Here is a 17,482-nt window from a genome sequence, read left to right as displayed (position 1 = left end):
TGATCGAGCGCAAGATGAGGCCGTACTCATCACTCAACTCGCACTCACCTGCGCGCCTCGCGCGGGATCGGACACTCACCATGAAACTCGACACCTACACCCTGCTCGGCCGCTCGGGCCTGCGCGTGAGCCCCATCGCCCTTGGCACGATGACGTTCGGCACCGAATGGGGCTGGGGCGCGGACGAAGCCAGCGCGCGCCACCTCTTCGATCTCTATGTCGACGCCGGCGGCAACTTCATCGATACCGCCGATCTCTACACGGAAGGCACGAGCGAAACCTGGGTCGGACGCTTCGCCGCCGCGCGCGGCCTGCGCGAGCAGCTCGTGATCGCCACCAAGTATTCGTACAACGCCCAAACGGGCAATCCCAACGCGGGCGGCAATCATCGCAAGAACTTGCTGCGCGCGCTCGAAGGCTCGCTGAAGCGCCTCGGCACCGATTACATCGACCTCTATTACCTGCACACCTGGGACCGCATGACGCCCGCCGACGAAGTGATGCGCGCCATGGACGACGCGGTGCGCGAGGGCAAGATCCGCTACGTGGGGCTCTCGGACGTGCCGGCCTGGTATGCGGGCCGCGCGCAGACGCTCGCCGATTGGCGCGGCTTCGAGCCCGTCGCGGCGATGCAGCTCGAATACTCGCTGATCGAGCGCAACGCCGAGCACGAGTTCGCCGATCTCGCGACGCAACTGGGCATGGGGCTCGTGCCCTGGAGTCCGCTCGGCATGGGCGTGCTATCGGGCAAGTATCGGCCTTCGCAATCGGGCGCGGATGGCGCAGCGGGCCTCACGGCCGTAGCAGGCGCGGGCCGGCTGCAAACCGTCGGGCCGAAGCCGCCGCCCGGCTTCGACAAGCTCTCGCCGCGCAACTTCGCGATCGTCGCCGAACTCGAGCGCATCGCGCATGAAGCCGGCCGGCCGATGGCACAGGTGGCGCTGAACTGGCTGTATCAGAAGCGAGGCGTGTCCAGCATCATCGTTGGGGCGACGAAGGCCGCGCAACTCGAGGAGTCGCTGGGTGCGCTCGACTTTACGCTCGCGCCCGAGTTCGTCGCGCGCCTCGATGCGGCGTCCGAGCCCGCTCACCCTTTCCCCTATTACATGTTCGCGGACGGCCATCAGGCGCGCATTCACGGCCAGGTGAACGTGCGCGCGGTACCGGCGAACCACGCCCATGTGCAGCAGGTGCCGGCGCCGGCGCAGTCCTGAGGGGGCAGCAGGGCCGCATCAATATGCGGGGGTTCACGCCAGCGACCATTTATGGGAGTGCTGGCATTAACTCGCCGCAAAATGCAGACATATGACGAGAGCCCCGTTCGGCCGATACGAACGCTTACACCGTTTTAATTATGTTTAAAGTTCTCGGGTCAAGCTCGCCCGATAATGGGCCGATATAGCGGGTAACGGGTCTGCAGTCGCACAAGGGCGGCACGCACCGCACGCACATGCTTGCGACGCGGTGCAGCAAGAGGCCTCCGCGCTTGCGTGGCAGTGGCCAGCACCACCCGGTGGAGAGCTGCGGCGCCGCAGCAGGCGCGGCGATTACACGACGCGGGAGCGCCCCGCAGACTGAAGCGGCACGCCGGCATCGTTAAGTGCAACTATCAAAGTATATTCTCACTCAGTTAATAAGTTATCCCGATGTGCAAATAAAGCAACACGCGCACCAGAAAAACTCCGTTGCGTTGGCGGGCACTAGCGCGATTGAAGGGCGCAGTCGGATAATTGCCTTACATAGGAGAAAGATCATGGATGCCAAACCGCCAAGGATTCCGACCCCGGACCAAGTATTCAGCCCGGATCCGGAACCGGTGGCCGTCGAGTTTCTCGGCGATGAATTGCCCGCTCACGTGCGGGCATTTCTCGACGAGCAGCGCAAGGCACACGAACAGCAGTGACGGGGAAGCGCACTGGCGCTAGACGTGCAAAACACGCGGCCGGCCCGAGCGGGTATTGGCGTGTGTTTTTGCGCGCACAGAATCGCACTATCGCAACGATGGTGCGCGCGGCCGGTCGCGCCCATACTGACGAGCCTCAGCTCGCTTAACGCACGCGCGTTCGATAGAGCGCGCGCGCGGTTTATATCGTGCGCAAAACGTGCGCAAACGCACCGACAATCCAGATTGTTTTTAAGCCCATTGACGGCGCATTGACGATATTCGCGACGACGGCCCCTCTCTCGCACGTTCGTCAATAAGCAGCAAGCGCCCCATAACCGGCTATCCTTCGCTTTTCCCTCTTCGGCCAGCCGGCCTGCCCTCGCTCAATGAAATCCGCATTCCGCGCCCTCGCGTCCTGCGCCGCTGCACTCCTGATCATCTTGCCGGCCAGCTCGGCGCACGCCGACGGCGACGACACCGCGCTAACCAATCTCGTCGCGCTCGTGGCGCAGCGCCTCTCGCTGGCCGAGCCCGTCGCGCACTGGAAATGGCTCAACCACAAGCCGATCACGGACACGCCACGCGAAAACGCACTGCTCGCCGACGTGCAGAAACGCGCCGCGGCAGCAGGCGTCGATCCGGCGTTCGCACGCAGCTTCTTCCGCGATCAAATCGATGCAAGCACGCAAGTGCAGCAAGCGCTCTTCGCGAACTGGCAGTCGTCGCAGCCGCCCGCCGGGCCGGCGCCGGATCTCGCGACCGTCACGCGTCCGCAACTCGATCGCCTGACGGCGCAGCTCATCGGCGCACTCTCGCGCGTGCAGCCCACGCGTGCGGCGGATGACTGCCCGGCGCGCGTCGCGCGTGCGGTTGCAAACTGGAAAGAATTGACGCGCTACGACTCCACGCGTGCCGCGGCCATGACGCACGCGCTTGGACATGTCTGCGAAGGGGGCGGCGTAGGCGGTACGGCTTAAGCCGCCCAATCGACCAGCAGACGCCGGCTCTCGGGCCGCGTCAGGCCGCGTTCGTCAGGCCTTCGGCAACGAGGTCCTGCAAAGGCAGTACGCGCAGGCCCTTCTCGAGGCGGCTCTGCAGAATGCGCCACGTCGACAGTTCGAACGGTGCAGCGGCCGCAGCCGAGGCGGCAACGAGACTGGCCGCCTGCGCCGCGCTCGCCGCCACGCCGAGGTAGCACCAACGATCGATCACATGCAACACGGGCTGGTCGTGCGCGGCATCGCGCTCCTCCACCAGCACGGCACCATCGAATGGCCAGGGCGCGTCCGCCGGGTCGTGTTTCGAAACCCGCGGCACGCGGTTGAACGAGGGGCGCAATTGCGCGATCCATCGCGCCTCGACGAAGAGCGCGCCCAGCTCCCCGCCTGTCGCCTGCCATTCGACCCGCCGGATCTGCTGCGCCATGCGCTGCTCACGCGATGAACGCCGCTCGCCCGACAAATGCGAACGCACACGCTGACGCACGCGCACGCTGCGACCAACATAGAGCGGCACGTCGTTTTCGCCGTAAAACACGTAGACGCCATGACCGGCTGGCGCAGTATCGATCAGATCGTCGGTGATATCGCCCGCAAGACAATGCCGGCGCGTGAGCCGCTCGACCTGCGTCGCAAGCATCTGGGTGGGCACGAGCCCGGGCAGGCGCTGCCAGAATTGCCAGAGCAGATCGGCGTCGGCAAGCGCGCGGTGCCGATCGGCCGGCACGAGCGCGTGGCGCTCCACCAGCGCGTCCAGGCCGTGGCGCTTCTCGGCGGGAAACAGGGCGCGCGACAGGCGCACCGTGCACAGCACGTCGGGATTAAACGCAAAGCCGGCGCGCTCGAACTCGGCACGCAGAAAGCCGCGGTCGAAACTGGCGTTATGCGCGATGAAGAGCTTGCCCGAGAGCCGCTCGAACAGCGCGGGTGCAATGTCGGCAAACTTGGGCGCCCCACGCACCATGGCGTCGGTAATGCCGGTGAGCTGCTGGATAAAGGGTGGTATCGCTTGTTGCGGATCGACCAGCGAACTCCATCGCGTGGCTTGCCCATCCTTCACCTCGACAACCCCGACCTCGGTGATGCGGTGATCGCCCACCGATCCGCCCGTCGTTTCTAGATCCACGAAAACCAGCGGGCCATCGCCGGACGGAAGTTCGGCGCTCAAGAGGGTGTCGGACATGGTGAAACGGCAAGACGAGAATGAGAAGTGCGCCCAAGTATGCCTTGTTTGGGCGAAGCGCGCAGGATCTTCACGCCACGGCGGCTTTCCTGGCGGCGTGGCTTAATCAACCCGCCGGCGGGATTTTTGAATTGGGGTTTTCCCGTTGATTACAGGAACGTCTTAAAGACGCGCAAGTTTATTACGCGATTTCTTGCGTCCAAAAATAAAAAAGCCCTGGGGTCTCCAGGGCTGCTCGTCGCGGGGAGCAGGCGCGCCGGCCCGCTCGCGCGCCGCGCTTAGAGCGGCTGAATGTTCGCTGCCTGCTTGCCCTTCGGGCCGACCTTGACGTCGAACGAGACGCGCTGGTTCTCCTTCAGCGACTTGAAGCCTTCCGAGCGGATCTCCGAGAAGTGCGCGAACAGGTCGTCGCCGCCGGCGTCAGACGTGATGAAGCCAAAGCCCTTCGCATCATTGAACCATTTGACAATACCGGTTTCCATCTTTCAGTTTCCCTAGAAATATAATGACGCGGGCAATATCCTCACGCCGAAAGCCAACTGACTTGCCTCTCTGCATTCCCGATTGGAATTGAAGCTGAAAGGTAATTCAGAATCGTCGTTATACGGGGAACGTCAATCGCCAGTCAAGCGAATTTTTTATAACAGCAATCCCATCTCAGAGATAAACCAGCAAGCATCAAAAGGCATGCAGATATATATGCGTGAGAAATGAATATGCATGAGGACTACTTTTTTACCGGTTAATGGAAGACCGGTGCCGGATCAGGAAAAATTGCCCCAAATGTAACAATGCGTGTCAAACGTAAGTGTTTTTACCGGTTGTTCGAGTAATACATTCAATCCATCATGAATACCGTTAGCGTGCAATGGGAGGGAACCATGCTGACAGCACTACGACAGTGGTTTCATTGGCTCGTGCAGATCGACGGCACCGATCCGGCGACCGGAACGACGGCCGAACTCGAGGCGTACGGGTCATGGCACGGCGACCATTGGCACAACCTGCTGTGTTCCCCTATGGACGCTCGACACTATGTAATGGAAGACTGGAGCCTGCAGCCGGAGCCGCCGGAAGAGCCCGCCAGGTAAGGCTACGAGGGGCTCTGAGGGACTGCGCACGCGCGACCGGCGGGACGCGGGCAAAAAAAAGCGCGGCTGTGGGCCGCGCTGACAAAGGTTTGGAGATCTTTTTCGTCAACGAAAAAGTCTGCTTCGAAAAGCAGCCATTGCAGTATAGCCGCAGGACCGCTGGCTCATTAACGCTGTCCAGCACAACCATCTGTTACGTGGGTAGCAATAATCGTGATTGACCCGGATTAGCGTTGTTTTTCGCCATCAATTGGTGTAGCGATCGCACAACGCCGTTCGGTTGACACCCTCCCCCTGTCTTCCTGAATCTCGCTGAAAGCCCCAACCAGTAAGGCCTAACGCGAATCCCCATATCATTTCCGATTTCGCAATACTTTATTGCGTGAATCGGAATGCCTCCTTTCCGAGCACCGTCTCTACACTCTGCCTGTCCGGAAACCGACTTCGACGGATTAACGCGCCACGCGAGTATTGCCTCTCGCTGCCCATCGCGTGGACGGTTTCCCAAACAGGGTTCAACGAAACCCACCTCTGTTCTCGGAGTTTACAAAGATGAAAAAGACTCTCATGGTCGCTGCCCTCACGGGCGTTTTTGCAACGGCTGCGCACGCGCAAAGCAGCGTTACGCTGTACGGCCTGATCGACGCCGGCATCACCTATGCAAACAACTCCGGTGGCCATAGCCTCTGGAAGGAATCGAGCGGCACGATCAACGGCAGCCGTTGGGGCCTGCGCGGCGCTGAGGACCTCGGTGGCGGCCTGAAGGCGATCTTCACGTTGGAAAATGGCTTCAACATCGCGAACGGCAACGCCGGCCAGTCGAGCCGCATGTTCGGCCGTCAAGCGTTCGTCGGTCTGGCAAGCGACCAGTACGGCGCGGTCACCCTCGGTCGTCAGTACGACTCCGTGGTCGACTACCTTGCACCGCTGTCGAACACCGGCACGCAATACGGCGGCACGATCGCTGCGCACCCGTTCGATAACGACAACCTGAACAACTCGGTTCGTTTCAACAACACGGTCAAGTACTCGAGCGTCAACTACGCTGGCTTCAAGTTCGGCGGCACGTACTCGTTCTCGAACAGCACCGAATTCGCGAACAACCGCGCATACAGCGTGGGCGCATCGTACAACTGGGGCGGCCTGAACGTCGCAGCTGGCTACCTGCACCTGAACAACGACGTCAACAACCTGCAAAACGCCGTGAGCAACTCGGGCGCGCAAACGGGTGAATGGACGTTCGCTGCAGGCCGTCAAAGCACGTTCGGCGGTGGCATCAACTACACGTTCGGCCCGGCAACGGCTGGCTTCGTGTACACGCAAACGCAGCTGGGCAACGCAGTCGCCATCTCGAGCACGCAAGCTGGCACGTCGAAGAACATCGGCCTCGGCGGCAACAGCGCACGCTTCCAGAACTTCGAAGGCAACGTCCGTTACGCTCTGACCCCGGCCCTGAGCCTGGCAGGCGCGTACACGTACACCCGCGCGAACCTCGGCGGCGGCGTGAACCCGAACTACAACACGGTCGCACTGCAGTCGGACTACGCACTGTCGAAGCGCACCGACGTCTACCTGCAAGGCGACTGGCAGCACGTGTCGTCGAACGACGCTGGCATCGGCGCTTACCTGAACGGTCTGGGTTCGGCTTCGACCCGTCAAGATCAGGTCGCTGTGACGGTTGGTATGCGTCACCGCTTCTAAGCCGCACCATGCAGGCCACATCGGCCTGCTGTGCAGCTGAAAAGGCGCCGCTTGCGGCGCCTTTTTTCATTTCTGCGCGGGTGCTGGCGCACACCGCGCCATAGGGGCCAGGCCAGCGCGCGCCCTGCCGGGCCGCTTACGCTCCGGGCGCCGGATAGCGCACGTCGAGCACATCGACGGGCTCAGGCCCGGCCGGCGTTCGCAACGTCACCTGGTCGCCGATTTTGGCCTTCAGGAGCGCGCGTGCAATGGGTGAAACCCAGCTCACGTGGCCAAGGTCGAGGTCGACCTCGTCGACGCCCACGATCGTGATCGTATGAGACTCGCCATCCTCGGTGCCGTAGTCGACGGTCGCGCCGAAGAACACCTGCTCCACGCTTTCCTGGCGGCTGCTGTCCACGACCTCGGCCAGATCGAGCCGCTTGGTCAAAAAGCGGATACGCCGGTCGATTTCGCGCAGCCTGCGCTTGCCGTAGATGTAATCGCCATTCTCGGAGCGGTCGCCGTTCGAGGCGGCCCACGAGACGAGCTTGACCACTTCGGGCCGCTCTTCGTCGATCAGGTGCAGCAGCTCGCTGCGCATGCGCTCGTAGCCCGCGGGCGTCATGTAGTTCTTGGTCCCGGCGGGAATTTCGGGATGACCGGCTTCGAGATCGTCGTCGTCGTTGTCGGTCGATTCTTTGACAAATGCCTTGTTCATGATGGTTCGCTTCACTACACGTTGCTTGCAACTACGGTCCCTGTGACCCTCCCCTCAGGTTACACGAAGCGCGTCCTCAGACAAATCGCGATAAGGGCCTTCCCTTTTTTGAAAACGTTGCTATAATCTCACTTCTGCGTGCGGCTGTAGCTCAGTTGGATAGAGTACTTGGCTACGAACCAAGGGGTCGTGGGTTCGAATCCTGCCAGCCGCGCCAACTTTTTCGAGTTTTGCCTGAAGCATCTGTGCAAATCTCAGGTAGTACACTGCAGTAAGTAGTATCGTCTTAGCGTGCGGCTGTAGCTCAGTTGGATAGAGTACTTGGCTACGAACCAAGGGGTCGTGGGTTCGAATCCTGCCAGCCGCGCCACCCTTCGAAGGGCCTTCCTGATTCAGGAAGGCCCTTTGTCTTTGTGGCGTCCCGTTTGCGTGGCTAGCGGGGCTCCGTGCCGATATCGCCGATCTGCGCATCCGGGCGCGGCAAGTCCTCCACGTCGCCGATCGCACCCGGCTCCCCCACCAGCCTCATGCTCGCGCCCAGCACGGCCTGCGGCTGACGCAGCATCTGCTCCACCGTGTCGCCAAAGCGGCTCTTCACGAACGCACGCAGCAATGCCTCGCGCGTCGTCGCGCCATGCGCCTCCACTTTGTGCTGGCTGCCCTCGAAGTAAGCCACGCAGCGCGCCGGCTCGTCGCCTTGCCGCTCGCTCAGCTCTAGGCGCTGAGCGCGATCGAGCACGACGCCGGCGGCCTCCCACGATGTCGAGGGCTCGAAGCGCCCGTCCCACGGCCGGCCGCGATCGTTGCCGCGCACCGCGACGGTCTCGCCGCTATCGGTGAAATAGATCTCCCGCACGAAATCCGGCAGGCTGCGCGCCACCCAGTAGTCGAGCGCGAGGCCGGTCAAGTCAGCTACGTTCATTGCGTGCCCTCGTTTCCGGTTGAAAAGAGTTCGTGGGGTCGCCCCAGGGCGCGGCGCACAGGGGCGGCGCCGGACGGCCGCAGAAGATCGGGCCGGGAAGCACAACAAGGCGAACGACACGGCAAGCGGCAGCACAGCCCCACAGGACCGGTGCCCCATCGAAGGGTATGTGCGCGAGCAGCGGCCCGCTCAGGGGCCGCCCGTGCCGTCAATAATCGGCGCGCTCGCGCTCGATGCGCATGCCACCCTCGTGGCGATGATGCCCTTCGTCGCTGGGACGCTCGCGCGTGATGCGCATGACGTCCGGATTCGTGCGCACACGACGCATGACGTTCGCGAGATGCACGCGGTCGCTCACCTGGATCACGAAGCGCAGCATGTTGGACTCCTGCGCGAGGTCGTCGTCCATCGCGATGTGCACGATGTTGGCGTCGGCGGACGTGATGTCGGCGGCCACGCGGGCAAATACGCCCTTCGTGTTCTTCACGAGCACCTTCACGGCGACGTCGAACAGACGCCCCGGCTGCGGCGCCCACGCCACGTCGATCCAGCGGCCCGGATCGCGCCGGTGGATGCGCTGCGCCACGCGGCAGTCGGTGGTATGGATCGCCATGCCGAGGCCGATGCCGATATAGCCCATGATGTCGTCGCCCGGAATCGGGCGGCAGCAGGCCGAGAGCTGCACCGACATGCCTTCCGTCCCGGTGATGACCACGGGCGGCGCATGCGGCGCGTTCGGGTCGCGCGGCGAATGGTGATGATCGTCGGCGTCGGCGTCCTGGCCGCTCATCAGCACTTCGATGCGCTTGGCCATGACCGCCGCCACGCGCCGGCCGAGGCCGATGTCGGCGAAGATCTCCTGGCGGTTCTTGTTGCCGGTCCATTGGACCAGCTTCTCCCACACTTCCGGCGAGACTTCCGAGAGCTGGTAGCCATAGCCCTTGAGCGCCTGATCGACGAGGCGCTCGCCAAGCTGGACCGACTCCGTGAGCCGCATCGTCTTCAGATAGTGACGGATGGCCGAGCGCGCCTTGCCGGTGCGCACGAACCCGAGCCATGCCGGATTCGGCTTGGAATACGGCGCGGTGATCACCTCGACGATGTCGCCGCTCTTCAGTTCCGTGCGCAGCGGCAGCAGCTCGTTATTGATCTTCACGGCGACGCACTGGTTGCCCAGGTCGCTGTGGATCGAATACGCGAAGTCGAGCGCCGTGGCGCCGCGCGGCAGCGCCATGATCTTCGACTTCGGCGTGAAGACGTAGACCGCGTCTGGGAACAGGTCGATCTTGACGTGCTCGAGGAATTCGCTGGAGTCGCCCACCTCGCTCTGGATGTCGAGCAGCGACTTGAGCCACTGGTGCGCGCGCTTCTGGACGTCGTTGAGATCGGCGCCGCCGTTCTTGTAGAGCCAGTGCGCGGCCACGCCCGCTTCGGCGATCTCGTGCATCTTGCGCGTGCGCACCTGGAACTCGATGGGCGCGCCGAACGGGCCCACCAGCGTGGTGTGCAGGGACTGATAGCCGTTCACTTTCGGAATGGCGATGTAGTCCTTGAACTTGCCCGGCACGGGCTTGTAGAGCGCATGGAGCGCGCCGATGCAGGTGTAGCACTCGAGCGGCGACTCCACCACCACGCGAAAACCGTACACGTCGAGCACCTGCGAGAACGACAGCTGCTTGTCGCGCATCTTCTTGTAGATGCTGAAGATGGTTTTCTCGCGGCCGGTGACTTCGGCGTCGAGCTTCGCATCGGCAATGGCGCGCTGCACCGACTCCAGAATCTTGCTCACCACCTCGCGGCGATTGCCGCGCGCGGCCTTCACCGCCTTTTCGAGCGTGGCGTAGCGATTCGGATTGAAGTTCGCGAAGCTCAGGTCCTGCAGCTCGCGATAGGTATTGTTCAGACCCAGCCGGTGCGCGATGGGTGCGTAGATGTCGATGGTCTCGCGCGCCACGCGGCGGCGCTTCTCGGGCGGCACCGCGCCGAGCGTGCGCATGTTGTGCAGCCGGTCGGCGAGCTTCACGAGAATCACGCGCACGTCGCGCGCCATCGCGAGGAGCATCTTGCGGAAGTTCTCCGCCTGCGCTTCCTCGCGGTTGCGAAACTCCATCTTGTCGAGTTTCGACAGGCCGTCGACCAGTTCCGCGACCTTCGCGCCGAAGCGCTCGGCGAGCTCCGCCTTGGTCACGCCCTGGTCTTCCATCACGTCGTGCAGGAGCGCGGCCTGGATCGACTGGGCGTCGAGCTTCCACCCGGCGCAAATCTCCGCAACGGCGACGGGATGGGTGATATAGGGTTCGCCACTCTGACGATATTGCCCGAGGTGGGCTTCGTCGCTGAAGTGAAACGCCGCTTTGACTTCCTTGATTTCCTCGGGCGTGAGGTAACCGGAAAGCGCCGCGGTCAGATTGGCGATGGAGACGACACCGTGCTTGCGCGGCTGCTCCGGTGTGGCGGTCGGCCCGAACAGATGACGAAACGACTGTTCGAGGACCGCGTCGATGTAATTGCGCGCAGGGCTCGCAGTCTCGGCTTCCTGGTCCACCTCGGTGGCCGGCGAGGGCGTGGTGCTCATGTTCCCCTCCGTATCAGGTCTGGCGTTGACAGTTGGCGCACTGCGTGTGACGCCCAGCACGAATTACATGACAAATGGCTATACACAGGGTACTGCGAGGTACGGCACAGTACAACGGGCCGCCGTTAGACGGGCACCTTTTTCAGCATTTCCAGACCCACCTGGCCGGCCGCGATCTCGCGCAGCGCGACGACGGTAGGCTTGTCGCGGCTTTCGATCTTCGGCGTGTGGCCTTGGGCGAGCTGGCGTGCGCGATACGTCGCGGCGAGCGCCAGTTCGAAGCGGTTCGGAATTTGTTTCAGACAGTCTTCGACGGTGATGCGGGCCATGTCGGGTTCCTTCTCATTCTCAGCAGGTTCTTATTCTACCTTATGTGCCCGATGCGCCGGGCTGCGGCTGGTGGATGCCGAGCTGCACGAACAGCTCGGTGTGCCGCGCGTATTGCGACGCGAAACGCAGACGCGTTGCGCTCACGATGTTGCGCAGCTCCTGCAGCGCGCGATCGAAGTTTTCGTTGATCACGACGTACTCCGCTTCGCTTGCGTGCGCCACTTCGCTACCCGCTGCAAGCAGGCGTCGCGTGATGACGTTGGGCTCGTCTTCGCCGCGCTTTTTCAGGCGGTCGGCGAGTGCGTCGAGCGAGGGCGGCAGGATGAAAATTTCCACTGCGTTGCGGAACTGCTTCTTCACCTGCTGCGCGCCTTGCCAGTCGATTTCGAGCAGCACGTCATGGCCGATCTTCATCTGGTCTTCGATCCACACGCGCGACGTGGCGTAGTAGTTGCCATGCACTTCCGCGCTTTCGAGGAACTCGCCCTCGGCATGCCGCGAGAGAAAATCGTCGACGCTCGTGAAGTGATAGTGCTCGCCGTCGCGCTCCTTCGAACGCGGCGCGCGCGTGGTGTACGAGATCGACAAACGAATCGCGCTGTCTTCGGCGAGCAGCGCGTTCACGAGCGTGGACTTGCCCGCGCCCGAGGGCGCGACCACCATGAAAAGATTGCCCGGATAGACGCCCGCGTACGGATTGCGCGGCTTCGTTTCGGCCTTGCTGCCGGCGTGGCCGCTGTGGCTGCTGGTCTGGTCGGTCATGTTCGTTGCTTCCTGAGTTGCTGCTGGATTTGCTGCTGAATTTGCTGCTTGAGTTGCTACCTGCGCTGCGTGGCTTCGAACGCGCCGCGCACGTGTTGCCCATACGCGCGGCGCGCCATGCTTATTCGAGATTCTGCACCTGCTCGCGCATCTGCTCGATGAGCAGCTTGAGCGTCATCGAGGCATCGGCGAGCTCTTTCGCTGCCGCCTTCGAGCCGAGCGTATTCGCTTCGCGATTGAGCTCCTGCATCATGAAGTCCAGGCGCTTGCCCACGCGCCCGCCCTTCTCGATCACATGACGCGTTTCGGTCAGGTGCGCGGTGAGGCGCGAGAGCTCTTCGGCGATGTCGATGCGGATGCCGTACATCGTCACTTCCTGGCGGATGCGCTCGGCAATCTCTTCACGCGAAATATTGCCGATATTGCCGTTGCCGTTCGCGCTTTCGGGCGCGGCGATGCCGAGCGCTTCCTGCAGCCGCTCGACGATCTTCTGCTGATGCTTGACGATCAGGTCCGGCACGAGCGGCGTGATCTTCGCGACGATCGCCTCCATTTCCGTGACGTTCGCGAGCAGCATGTTGGCGAGCTGCGCACCTTCGCGCGCGCGCACCTCGATCAGGTCGGCGATGGCCTGCTTGCCGCAGCCGAGCACCGCGTCGCGCAGCACCTCGGGCGCCACGCCGCTTTCCGCCAGCACGCCGGGCCAGCGCAGAATCTCGCCGGTGCGCAGGCGGCCCGAGTCGGGGAACGCTTCGAGCACGGCGCGCTCGAGCGTCGCGAGCTGGTCGAGCGCATCGCGGTTGAGCGCGCCCGCGTTGGCGGCCTGCTCGCTGCGCTGAATGTTGATGCGGATATCGACCTTGCCGCGCGAGAGCTTCGTCATCAGCATTTCGCGCAACGTGGGCTCGCACACGCGCACGTCTTCGGGCATGCGGAAGTTCAGATCGAGAAAGCGCGAATTCACGGTGCGCAGTTCGACGGAGACACTGGCGCCGCCCGTGCCCGATGCCGCTACGAGCTCGCGCGTGGCGCTGGCATAGCCGGTCATGCTGTAAATCATGGTTCGTCTCGCGAAAAAGCCATGGCGGCGCGCTTCGTGAAAAGCGCGGGTCACGGCAAGAGAAGTCGAGGCGCCCGGCGTGGTCTCGTGCTTGCGATGACGCGGGGCGGAGAAACCGTATTATCCCATTTTTGGAAACGCCACTGCCGTGCACGCCCGGCGCTACGAGCGGCACCCCGCTCGCGCCCCAGTAAGCGCGCTTCGCCCACCGCGCGAAGGCGGTAAAATTACGGTTTCCCCTTCCTGCTTCGTGCCCTCGCGCACACCCGACGATGACCCAATCCATCCAGCGCCCCTCCGGCCGCGCCGCCGACCAGCTTCGCGACGTCCGCATCACCCGCCACTACACGAAGTACGCCGAAGGTTCGGTGCTCGTCGAATTCGGCGACACCAAGGTGCTGTGCACGGCGAGCGTCTCCGAAAGCGTGCCGCCGTTCCTGCGTGACAAGGGCCAGGGCTGGCTCACCGCCGAATACGGCATGCTGCCGCGCGCCACGCACACGCGCAGCGACCGCGAAGCCGCGCGCGGCAAGCAGACCGGCCGCACCCAGGAAATCCAGCGCCTGATCGGCCGCGCCATGCGCGCCGTATTCGACCTCGAAGCGCTCGGCGCGCGCACCATCAACCTCGATTGCGACGTGCTGCAGGCCGACGGCGGCACGCGCACGGCGAGCATCACGGGCGCGTTCGTGGCGGCGCACGACGCCGTGACGAAGCTGCTCGCGACGGGCCGCATCGAGCGCTCGCCGATCACCGACTACGTGGCGGCGATTTCGGTGGGCGTTTATGAAGGCGTGCCGGTGCTCGATCTCGACTACGCCGAAGACTCGCAATGCGACACCGACATGAACGTCGTCATGACGGGCTCGGGCGGCATGGTCGAAGTGCAAGGCACCGCCGAAGGCGCACCGTTCTCGCGCAACGAACTGAACGCGCTGCTGGATCTCGCGCAAGGCGGCATTGCCTCGCTGATCGAAAAGCAGAAGGCCGCGCTGGGGATCGCGCATGGCTAATTCGCCTGAAACGGGTGCCGCTACGCCGGGCGTCGCCACGCCGGGCGTCGCTACGCTTTCGCGTGTCGTGCTCGCCTCGAACAACGCGGGCAAGCTGCGCGAGTTCGCTGCACTGCTAGGCGCGGCGGGCATCGAGCTCGTGCCACAAGGTGCGTTGAACGTGCCCGAAGCCGAGGAGCCGCACGTCACGTTCGTCGAGAACGCGCTCGCCAAGGCACGCCATGCGGCGAAGCTCACGGGCCTGCCCGCTCTCGCCGACGATTCGGGCCTGTGCGTGCCCGCGTTGCGCGGCGCACCCGGCGTCTATTCGGCGCGCTACGCGCAGCTTGCGGGCGGCGAGAAAAGCGACGCGGCGAACAACGCGCTGCTGGTCGAAAACCTCAAGGCCCACGCCGACCACCGCGCCTACTACTACTGCGTGCTGGCGCTCGTGCGCCACGCCGACGACCCCGAGCCGCTGATCGCAGAAGGCCGCTGGCACGGCGTGGTTCTGGACGCGCCGCGCGGCGAGAACGGCTTCGGCTACGACCCGTACTTCTACATTCCGGGCCTCGAAGCCACGGCCGCCGAGCTCGACCCGGCGCTGAAGAACGCTTCGAGCCATCGTGCAATCGCCTTGCGGCAACTGCTCGCGCGGCTGGAGGAGCTAGCGTGAGCCAGCAGCATCGAACCGGCATCGACGTGGTCCAGTCGTTCACGATGCCTGGCAGCATTCGCCTCACCTCGCTGCCGCCGCTGTCGCTCTACGTGCATTTCCCGTGGTGCGTGCGCAAGTGTCCGTACTGCGATTTCAACTCGCACGAATGGAAAGGCGAGCGCTTTCCCGAAGACGACTACCTCGACGCGCTGCGCGCCGACCTCGAACAGGCGCTGCCGCTCGTCTGGGGCCGCCAGGTGCACACGGTGTTCATCGGCGGGGGCACGCCCAGCCTGCTCTCGGCGGCGGGGCTCGATCGCCTGCTCTCCGACGTGCGCGCGCTGCTGCCGCTCGACGCCGACGCGGAAATCACGCTCGAAGCGAACCCCGGCACCTTCGAAGCGGCGAAGTTCGCGCAGTTTCGCGCGAGCGGCGTGAACCGCCTCTCGGTGGGCATCCAGAGCTTCAACGAGACGCATCTGAAGGCGCTCGGGCGCATTCACGACGCCACTCAGGCGCGCCATGCTGTGGAGGTCGCGGCCAATACCTTCGACAACTTCAATCTCGACCTGATGTTCGCGCTACCGCAGCAGACGTTCGCGCAATGCCAGGCCGATATCGAAACGGCGCTGTCGTACGCGCCGCCGCATCTGTCGCTCTATCACCTCACGCTCGAACCGAACACGCTGTTCGCGAAGTTCCCGCCCCCCGTGCCCGACGACGACCTGTCGGCGGACATGCAGGAGTGGATCCACGCGCGTACGGCCGAGGCGGGCTTCGGACGCTATGAAGTCTCGGCGTACGCGCAGCCGAACCGGCAGAGCCGCCACAACCTCAACTACTGGCGTTTCGGCGATTACCTCGGCATTGGCGCGGGCGCGCACTCGAAGCTGTCGTTCCCGAACCGCATCGTGCGCCAGATGCGCTACAAGCATCCGGCCACGTTCATCGAAGAGGCGCGCGCGGGCAAGCCGATCCAGGAAGAGCACGAAGTGAGCGCGCGCGATCTGCCGTTCGAGTTCATGCTCAACGCGCTGCGGCTCGTGGAGGGCTTCCCGGTGCATCGCTTCATGGAACGCACAGGGCTGCCGATTACGACGATCGAACCCGCGCTGCAGGAAGCGGAAAAGCGCGGCCTGATCGCACGCGACTACGAGAAGATCGTGCCCACGGAGCTGGGTCAGCGCTTTCTCAACGATCTGCAGGAGCTGTTTCTCAAAGAGCCGGCCTGACGCCCAAATCGAGATGATTCAAGGGCTGCCGGCGCGACAGCGTTTCGGGTTACAATGCGCGGCTCCGGAGGTGTGGCAGAGTGGTTGAATGCACCGGTCTTGAAAACCGGCGAAGGGGTAACCCTTCCGTGAGTTCGAATCTCACCGCCTCCGCCAGATCCAAGGACAAATCCCCGTAAATTCAATGGTTTACGGGGATTTTGTTTTTCGACCCACAAAACGACCCACGTGCACATCGATAACTGCGCCGCTCAATCCTCCGGAGGAGCGACAACGTGCCACTGCCCGAACTCCGGGTCGAACAGTCCAATGCCGGCGCACTGCGAAGCGCCTGACCGACCGCCTTGCTCATACGCGCCCCGCTCCATTCGTGGATCGCCCGGTGCGTCTCGCGCCAGGCAAACAGGCCCGCCTGTTCGTGCAAGTGGTCGATCATCTTCAGGGTCGCCGGATCGACTTCGAACCAGGGCGGATCGTTGGCCCATATATGAATCATCTGATCGTACCGGCCCAGCGCGCCGCCTGGGCGCAGCAGAATACGCCCCGCATACGTCGGCCATCCGGCATGGATGCACGCCACCAGCCCGCGTCCGTCCGCATCACGAAAAAGTCCGCCGTCAAGGTGCGCGGCGGGCATGACATGATACATCTGCCCTAACTGCGCGAAGCGCGCGACCTCAATCAGCGCGTCGAGGGGTGACAGAAAGCAGAGGATCGCGCGGCCTTCATCCGCGCTTTCCGTCGCAACGTGCGACTCTCCTGGCGTGGGTTCGTGGACAAGCACCCAGGCTGGCGGCGAAACGAAAAACGGCACCGCGTCCGGGTGCCGACGGTTCGCTATTGGCTGCATTCTGCGATCCGCTTGCGTGCAATAGCAAGTTCACCAATCTGATTCCCTGGCCCCAAGCAGCTATCGTCCTGGCGAATCGAGAGCGAACCGTCCTGGTGAGGCGTCAATATCAGCAGGGCGGTGAAACGGTGGTAGCTGTTCCCAATCTCATCTACGGTTTTAGCGGGATCGATACCGCGATGGTATTGAACCGTCGTGAGCAATGCGGGCTGACCCTTGTATGTCGCGGCTGACACCCCTTCGATCCAGTTACAGACATTGGTGTCCGCGTGGTCCTGAATATTGACGCGGATACCATTGACATATTTGTAATTCTGGTCGAAGAAATCGAATTCGCACCAGCCGCGCCCACCCGGATAGCCGTGGCTAACAGGTTTTTCGATTGGCGAAAGCATTGTGCTTGACGCAAGAAAATAGACATTCCCGCTGTTGAAACTCGCGCGGAAGGACTGGACACCATTCCAAATAAAGAATTCTGGACGTTGCTTTACAGCACTTTCTAGCTTGTCGTAATCGATCACGCCTTTCGTGCTGTTGAGCATT

18 protein-coding genes and 3 tRNA genes are annotated in these 17,482 nt (G+C 63.2%); 11 read left to right on the top strand and 10 right to left on the bottom strand.

Features of this window, described 5'->3' with window-relative positions:
• The first annotated feature begins 80 nt into the window (after window positions 1-80).
• The 3 genes from E1956_RS07200 to E1956_RS07195 all read left to right on the top strand — a co-directional run bounded on the left by E1956_RS07200 (window position 81) and on the right by E1956_RS07195 (window position 2,862).
• Window positions 81-1,214: an aldo/keto reductase gene (locus tag E1956_RS07200; RefSeq protein ID WP_134747993.1), complete on the top strand. Its 1,134-nt coding sequence runs from the start codon at window positions 81-83 to the stop codon at window positions 1,212-1,214.
• A gap of 539 nt (window positions 1,215-1,753) precedes the next feature.
• Entirely contained in the window at window positions 1,754-1,903 is a 150-nt protein-coding gene (locus tag E1956_RS46060) for a hypothetical protein (protein WP_167066521.1), read from the top strand.
• 368 nt (window positions 1,904-2,271) lie between these two features.
• Window positions 2,272-2,862, top strand: a complete 591-nt coding sequence (locus E1956_RS07195; protein WP_134747992.1) for a chorismate mutase — start codon at window positions 2,272-2,274, stop codon at window positions 2,860-2,862.
• A gap of 40 nt (window positions 2,863-2,902) precedes the next feature.
• Here the strand turns inward: E1956_RS07195 and E1956_RS07190 are convergent, their stop codons facing one another.
• A complete protein-coding gene (locus tag E1956_RS07190) occupies window positions 2,903-4,066 on the bottom strand; it encodes an exonuclease domain-containing protein (protein ID WP_134747991.1) in 1,164 nt (387 codons plus the stop codon).
• Between the two features lie 278 nt (window positions 4,067-4,344).
• Window positions 4,345-4,548 carry a cold-shock protein gene (locus E1956_RS07185; RefSeq protein WP_027817418.1) on the bottom strand — a complete coding sequence of 68 codons (204 nt, stop codon included), beginning with the start codon at window positions 4,546-4,548 and terminating at the stop codon, window positions 4,345-4,347.
• Between the two features lie 399 nt (window positions 4,549-4,947).
• Here E1956_RS07185 and E1956_RS07180 point away from each other — a divergent pair, with 399 nt between their 5' ends.
• Window positions 4,948-5,157 (top strand): hypothetical protein, encoded by a 210-nt coding sequence (locus E1956_RS07180; RefSeq protein WP_134747990.1) that lies wholly within the window; start codon window positions 4,948-4,950, stop codon window positions 5,155-5,157.
• A 552-nt stretch (window positions 5,158-5,709) separates the two neighbouring features.
• Entirely contained in the window at window positions 5,710-6,858 is a 1,149-nt protein-coding gene (locus tag E1956_RS07175; RefSeq protein WP_134747989.1) for a porin, read from the top strand.
• Between the two features lie 136 nt (window positions 6,859-6,994).
• Here E1956_RS07175 and greB read toward each other — a convergent pair whose 3' ends face one another.
• Window positions 6,995-7,558 (bottom strand): transcription elongation factor GreB, encoded by a 564-nt coding sequence (gene greB / locus E1956_RS07170; RefSeq protein ID WP_134747988.1) that lies wholly within the window; start codon window positions 7,556-7,558, stop codon window positions 6,995-6,997.
• Between the two features lie 140 nt (window positions 7,559-7,698).
• Here greB and E1956_RS07165 point away from each other — a divergent pair.
• Window positions 7,699-7,775: transfer RNA gene (locus E1956_RS07165), tRNA-Arg, on the top strand.
• A gap of 76 nt (window positions 7,776-7,851) precedes the next feature.
• Window positions 7,852-7,928 (top strand) — tRNA-Arg (locus E1956_RS07160).
• A gap of 63 nt (window positions 7,929-7,991) precedes the next feature.
• Here the strand turns inward: E1956_RS07160 and E1956_RS07155 are convergent.
• The 5 genes from E1956_RS07155 to E1956_RS07135 form a co-directional block, all read right to left on the bottom strand.
• Window positions 7,992-8,480, bottom strand: coding sequence for a phage protein NinX family protein (locus E1956_RS07155; protein WP_134747987.1), 489 nt, complete (start codon window positions 8,478-8,480; stop codon window positions 7,992-7,994).
• Between the two features lie 208 nt (window positions 8,481-8,688).
• On the bottom strand, window positions 8,689-11,055 hold the full coding sequence (locus E1956_RS07150; protein WP_134747986.1) for a RelA/SpoT family protein: 2,367 nt from the start codon (window positions 11,053-11,055) through the stop codon (window positions 8,689-8,691).
• Between the two features lie 125 nt (window positions 11,056-11,180).
• Window positions 11,181-11,384 carry a DNA-directed RNA polymerase subunit omega gene (gene rpoZ / locus E1956_RS07145; RefSeq protein ID WP_006400783.1) on the bottom strand — a complete coding sequence of 68 codons (204 nt, stop codon included), beginning with the start codon at window positions 11,382-11,384 and terminating at the stop codon, window positions 11,181-11,183.
• A gap of 40 nt (window positions 11,385-11,424) precedes the next feature.
• The gene (gmk, locus tag E1956_RS07140; protein ID WP_134747985.1) at window positions 11,425-12,147 is read right to left on the bottom strand and encodes a guanylate kinase; all 723 of its coding nucleotides are present in this window, start codon (window positions 12,145-12,147) and stop codon (window positions 11,425-11,427) included.
• A 121-nt stretch (window positions 12,148-12,268) separates the two neighbouring features.
• The gene (locus tag E1956_RS07135) at window positions 12,269-13,207 is read right to left on the bottom strand and encodes a YicC/YloC family endoribonuclease (RefSeq protein ID WP_134747984.1); all 939 of its coding nucleotides are present in this window, start codon (window positions 13,205-13,207) and stop codon (window positions 12,269-12,271) included.
• A gap of 272 nt (window positions 13,208-13,479) precedes the next feature.
• Between E1956_RS07135 and rph the strand changes: the two genes are divergently transcribed.
• From rph to E1956_RS07115, 4 genes are all read left to right on the top strand, one after another.
• Window positions 13,480-14,220, top strand: a complete 741-nt coding sequence (gene rph, locus E1956_RS07130) for a ribonuclease PH (protein ID WP_028215854.1) — start codon at window positions 13,480-13,482, stop codon at window positions 14,218-14,220.
• Window positions 14,213-14,875 (top strand): RdgB/HAM1 family non-canonical purine NTP pyrophosphatase, encoded by a 663-nt coding sequence (gene rdgB / locus E1956_RS07125; RefSeq protein ID WP_134747983.1) that lies wholly within the window; start codon window positions 14,213-14,215, stop codon window positions 14,873-14,875. The genes rph and rdgB overlap by 8 nt, the downstream gene beginning before the upstream one ends.
• A 44-nt stretch (window positions 14,876-14,919) precedes the next feature.
• Entirely contained in the window at window positions 14,920-16,089 is a 1,170-nt protein-coding gene (gene hemW / locus E1956_RS07120; protein ID WP_418789248.1) for a radical SAM family heme chaperone HemW, read from the top strand.
• A gap of 66 nt (window positions 16,090-16,155) precedes the next feature.
• Window positions 16,156-16,245, top strand: a tRNA-Ser gene (locus E1956_RS07115).
• A 25-nt stretch (window positions 16,246-16,270) separates the two neighbouring features.
• On the opposite strand, the gene E1956_RS07110 is transcribed toward E1956_RS07115, so the two are convergent.
• Window positions 16,271-16,939 carry a hypothetical protein gene (locus tag E1956_RS07110; RefSeq protein ID WP_134747981.1) on the bottom strand — a complete coding sequence of 223 codons (669 nt, stop codon included), beginning with the start codon at window positions 16,937-16,939 and terminating at the stop codon, window positions 16,271-16,273.
• On the bottom strand, window positions 16,927-17,481 hold the full coding sequence (locus E1956_RS07105) for a hypothetical protein (protein WP_232071316.1): 555 nt from the start codon (window positions 17,479-17,481) through the stop codon (window positions 16,927-16,929). Before E1956_RS07105 ends, E1956_RS07110 begins: the two co-directional genes overlap by 13 nt.
• Between the last annotated feature and the right edge of the window lies 1 nt (window position 17,482).

It is taken from the genome of Paraburkholderia pallida (assembly GCF_004524855.1).
Taxonomy (GTDB): Bacteria; Pseudomonadota; Gammaproteobacteria; order Burkholderiales; family Burkholderiaceae; genus Paraburkholderia; species Paraburkholderia oxyphila.
This window is presented reverse-complemented; position numbering and strand designations above follow the sequence as displayed.

What these genes read in the sequence shown, in the direction of transcription:
- E1956_RS07200 (WP_134747993.1), top strand. Translation starts at nt 81, where the DNA reads ATGAAACTCGACACCTACACCCTGCTCGGCCGCTCGGGCCTGCGCGTG.
- E1956_RS46060 (WP_167066521.1), top strand. Translation starts at nt 1,754, where the DNA reads ATGGATGCCAAACCGCCAAGGATTCCGACCCCGGACCAAGTATTCAGC.
- E1956_RS07195 (WP_134747992.1), top strand. Translation starts at nt 2,272, where the DNA reads ATGAAATCCGCATTCCGCGCCCTCGCGTCCTGCGCCGCTGCACTCCTG.
- E1956_RS07190 (WP_134747991.1), bottom strand. Translation starts at nt 4,066, where the DNA reads ATGTCCGACACCCTCTTGAGCGCCGAACTTCCGTCCGGCGATGGCCCG.
- E1956_RS07185 (WP_027817418.1), bottom strand. Translation starts at nt 4,548, where the DNA reads ATGGAAACCGGTATTGTCAAATGGTTCAATGATGCGAAGGGCTTTGGC.
- E1956_RS07180 (WP_134747990.1), top strand. Translation starts at nt 4,948, where the DNA reads ATGCTGACAGCACTACGACAGTGGTTTCATTGGCTCGTGCAGATCGAC.
- E1956_RS07175 (WP_134747989.1), top strand. Translation starts at nt 5,710, where the DNA reads ATGAAAAAGACTCTCATGGTCGCTGCCCTCACGGGCGTTTTTGCAACG.
- greB (WP_134747988.1), bottom strand. Translation starts at nt 7,558, where the DNA reads ATGAACAAGGCATTTGTCAAAGAATCGACCGACAACGACGACGACGAT.
- E1956_RS07155 (WP_134747987.1), bottom strand. Translation starts at nt 8,480, where the DNA reads ATGAACGTAGCTGACTTGACCGGCCTCGCGCTCGACTACTGGGTGGCG.
- E1956_RS07150 (WP_134747986.1), bottom strand. Translation starts at nt 11,055, where the DNA reads ATGAGCACCACGCCCTCGCCGGCCACCGAGGTGGACCAGGAAGCCGAG.
- rpoZ (WP_006400783.1), bottom strand. Translation starts at nt 11,384, where the DNA reads ATGGCCCGCATCACCGTCGAAGACTGTCTGAAACAAATTCCGAACCGC.
- gmk (WP_134747985.1), bottom strand. Translation starts at nt 12,147, where the DNA reads ATGACCGACCAGACCAGCAGCCACAGCGGCCACGCCGGCAGCAAGGCC.
- E1956_RS07135 (WP_134747984.1), bottom strand. Translation starts at nt 13,207, where the DNA reads ATGATTTACAGCATGACCGGCTATGCCAGCGCCACGCGCGAGCTCGTA.
- rph (WP_028215854.1), top strand. Translation starts at nt 13,480, where the DNA reads ATGACCCAATCCATCCAGCGCCCCTCCGGCCGCGCCGCCGACCAGCTT.
- rdgB (WP_134747983.1), top strand. Translation starts at nt 14,213, where the DNA reads ATGGCTAATTCGCCTGAAACGGGTGCCGCTACGCCGGGCGTCGCCACG.
- hemW (WP_418789248.1), top strand. Translation starts at nt 14,920, where the DNA reads ATGCCTGGCAGCATTCGCCTCACCTCGCTGCCGCCGCTGTCGCTCTAC.
- E1956_RS07110 (WP_134747981.1), bottom strand. Translation starts at nt 16,939, where the DNA reads ATGCAGCCAATAGCGAACCGTCGGCACCCGGACGCGGTGCCGTTTTTC.
- E1956_RS07105 (WP_232071316.1), bottom strand. Translation starts at nt 17,481, where the DNA reads ATGCTCAACAGCACGAAAGGCGTGATCGATTACGACAAGCTAGAAAGT.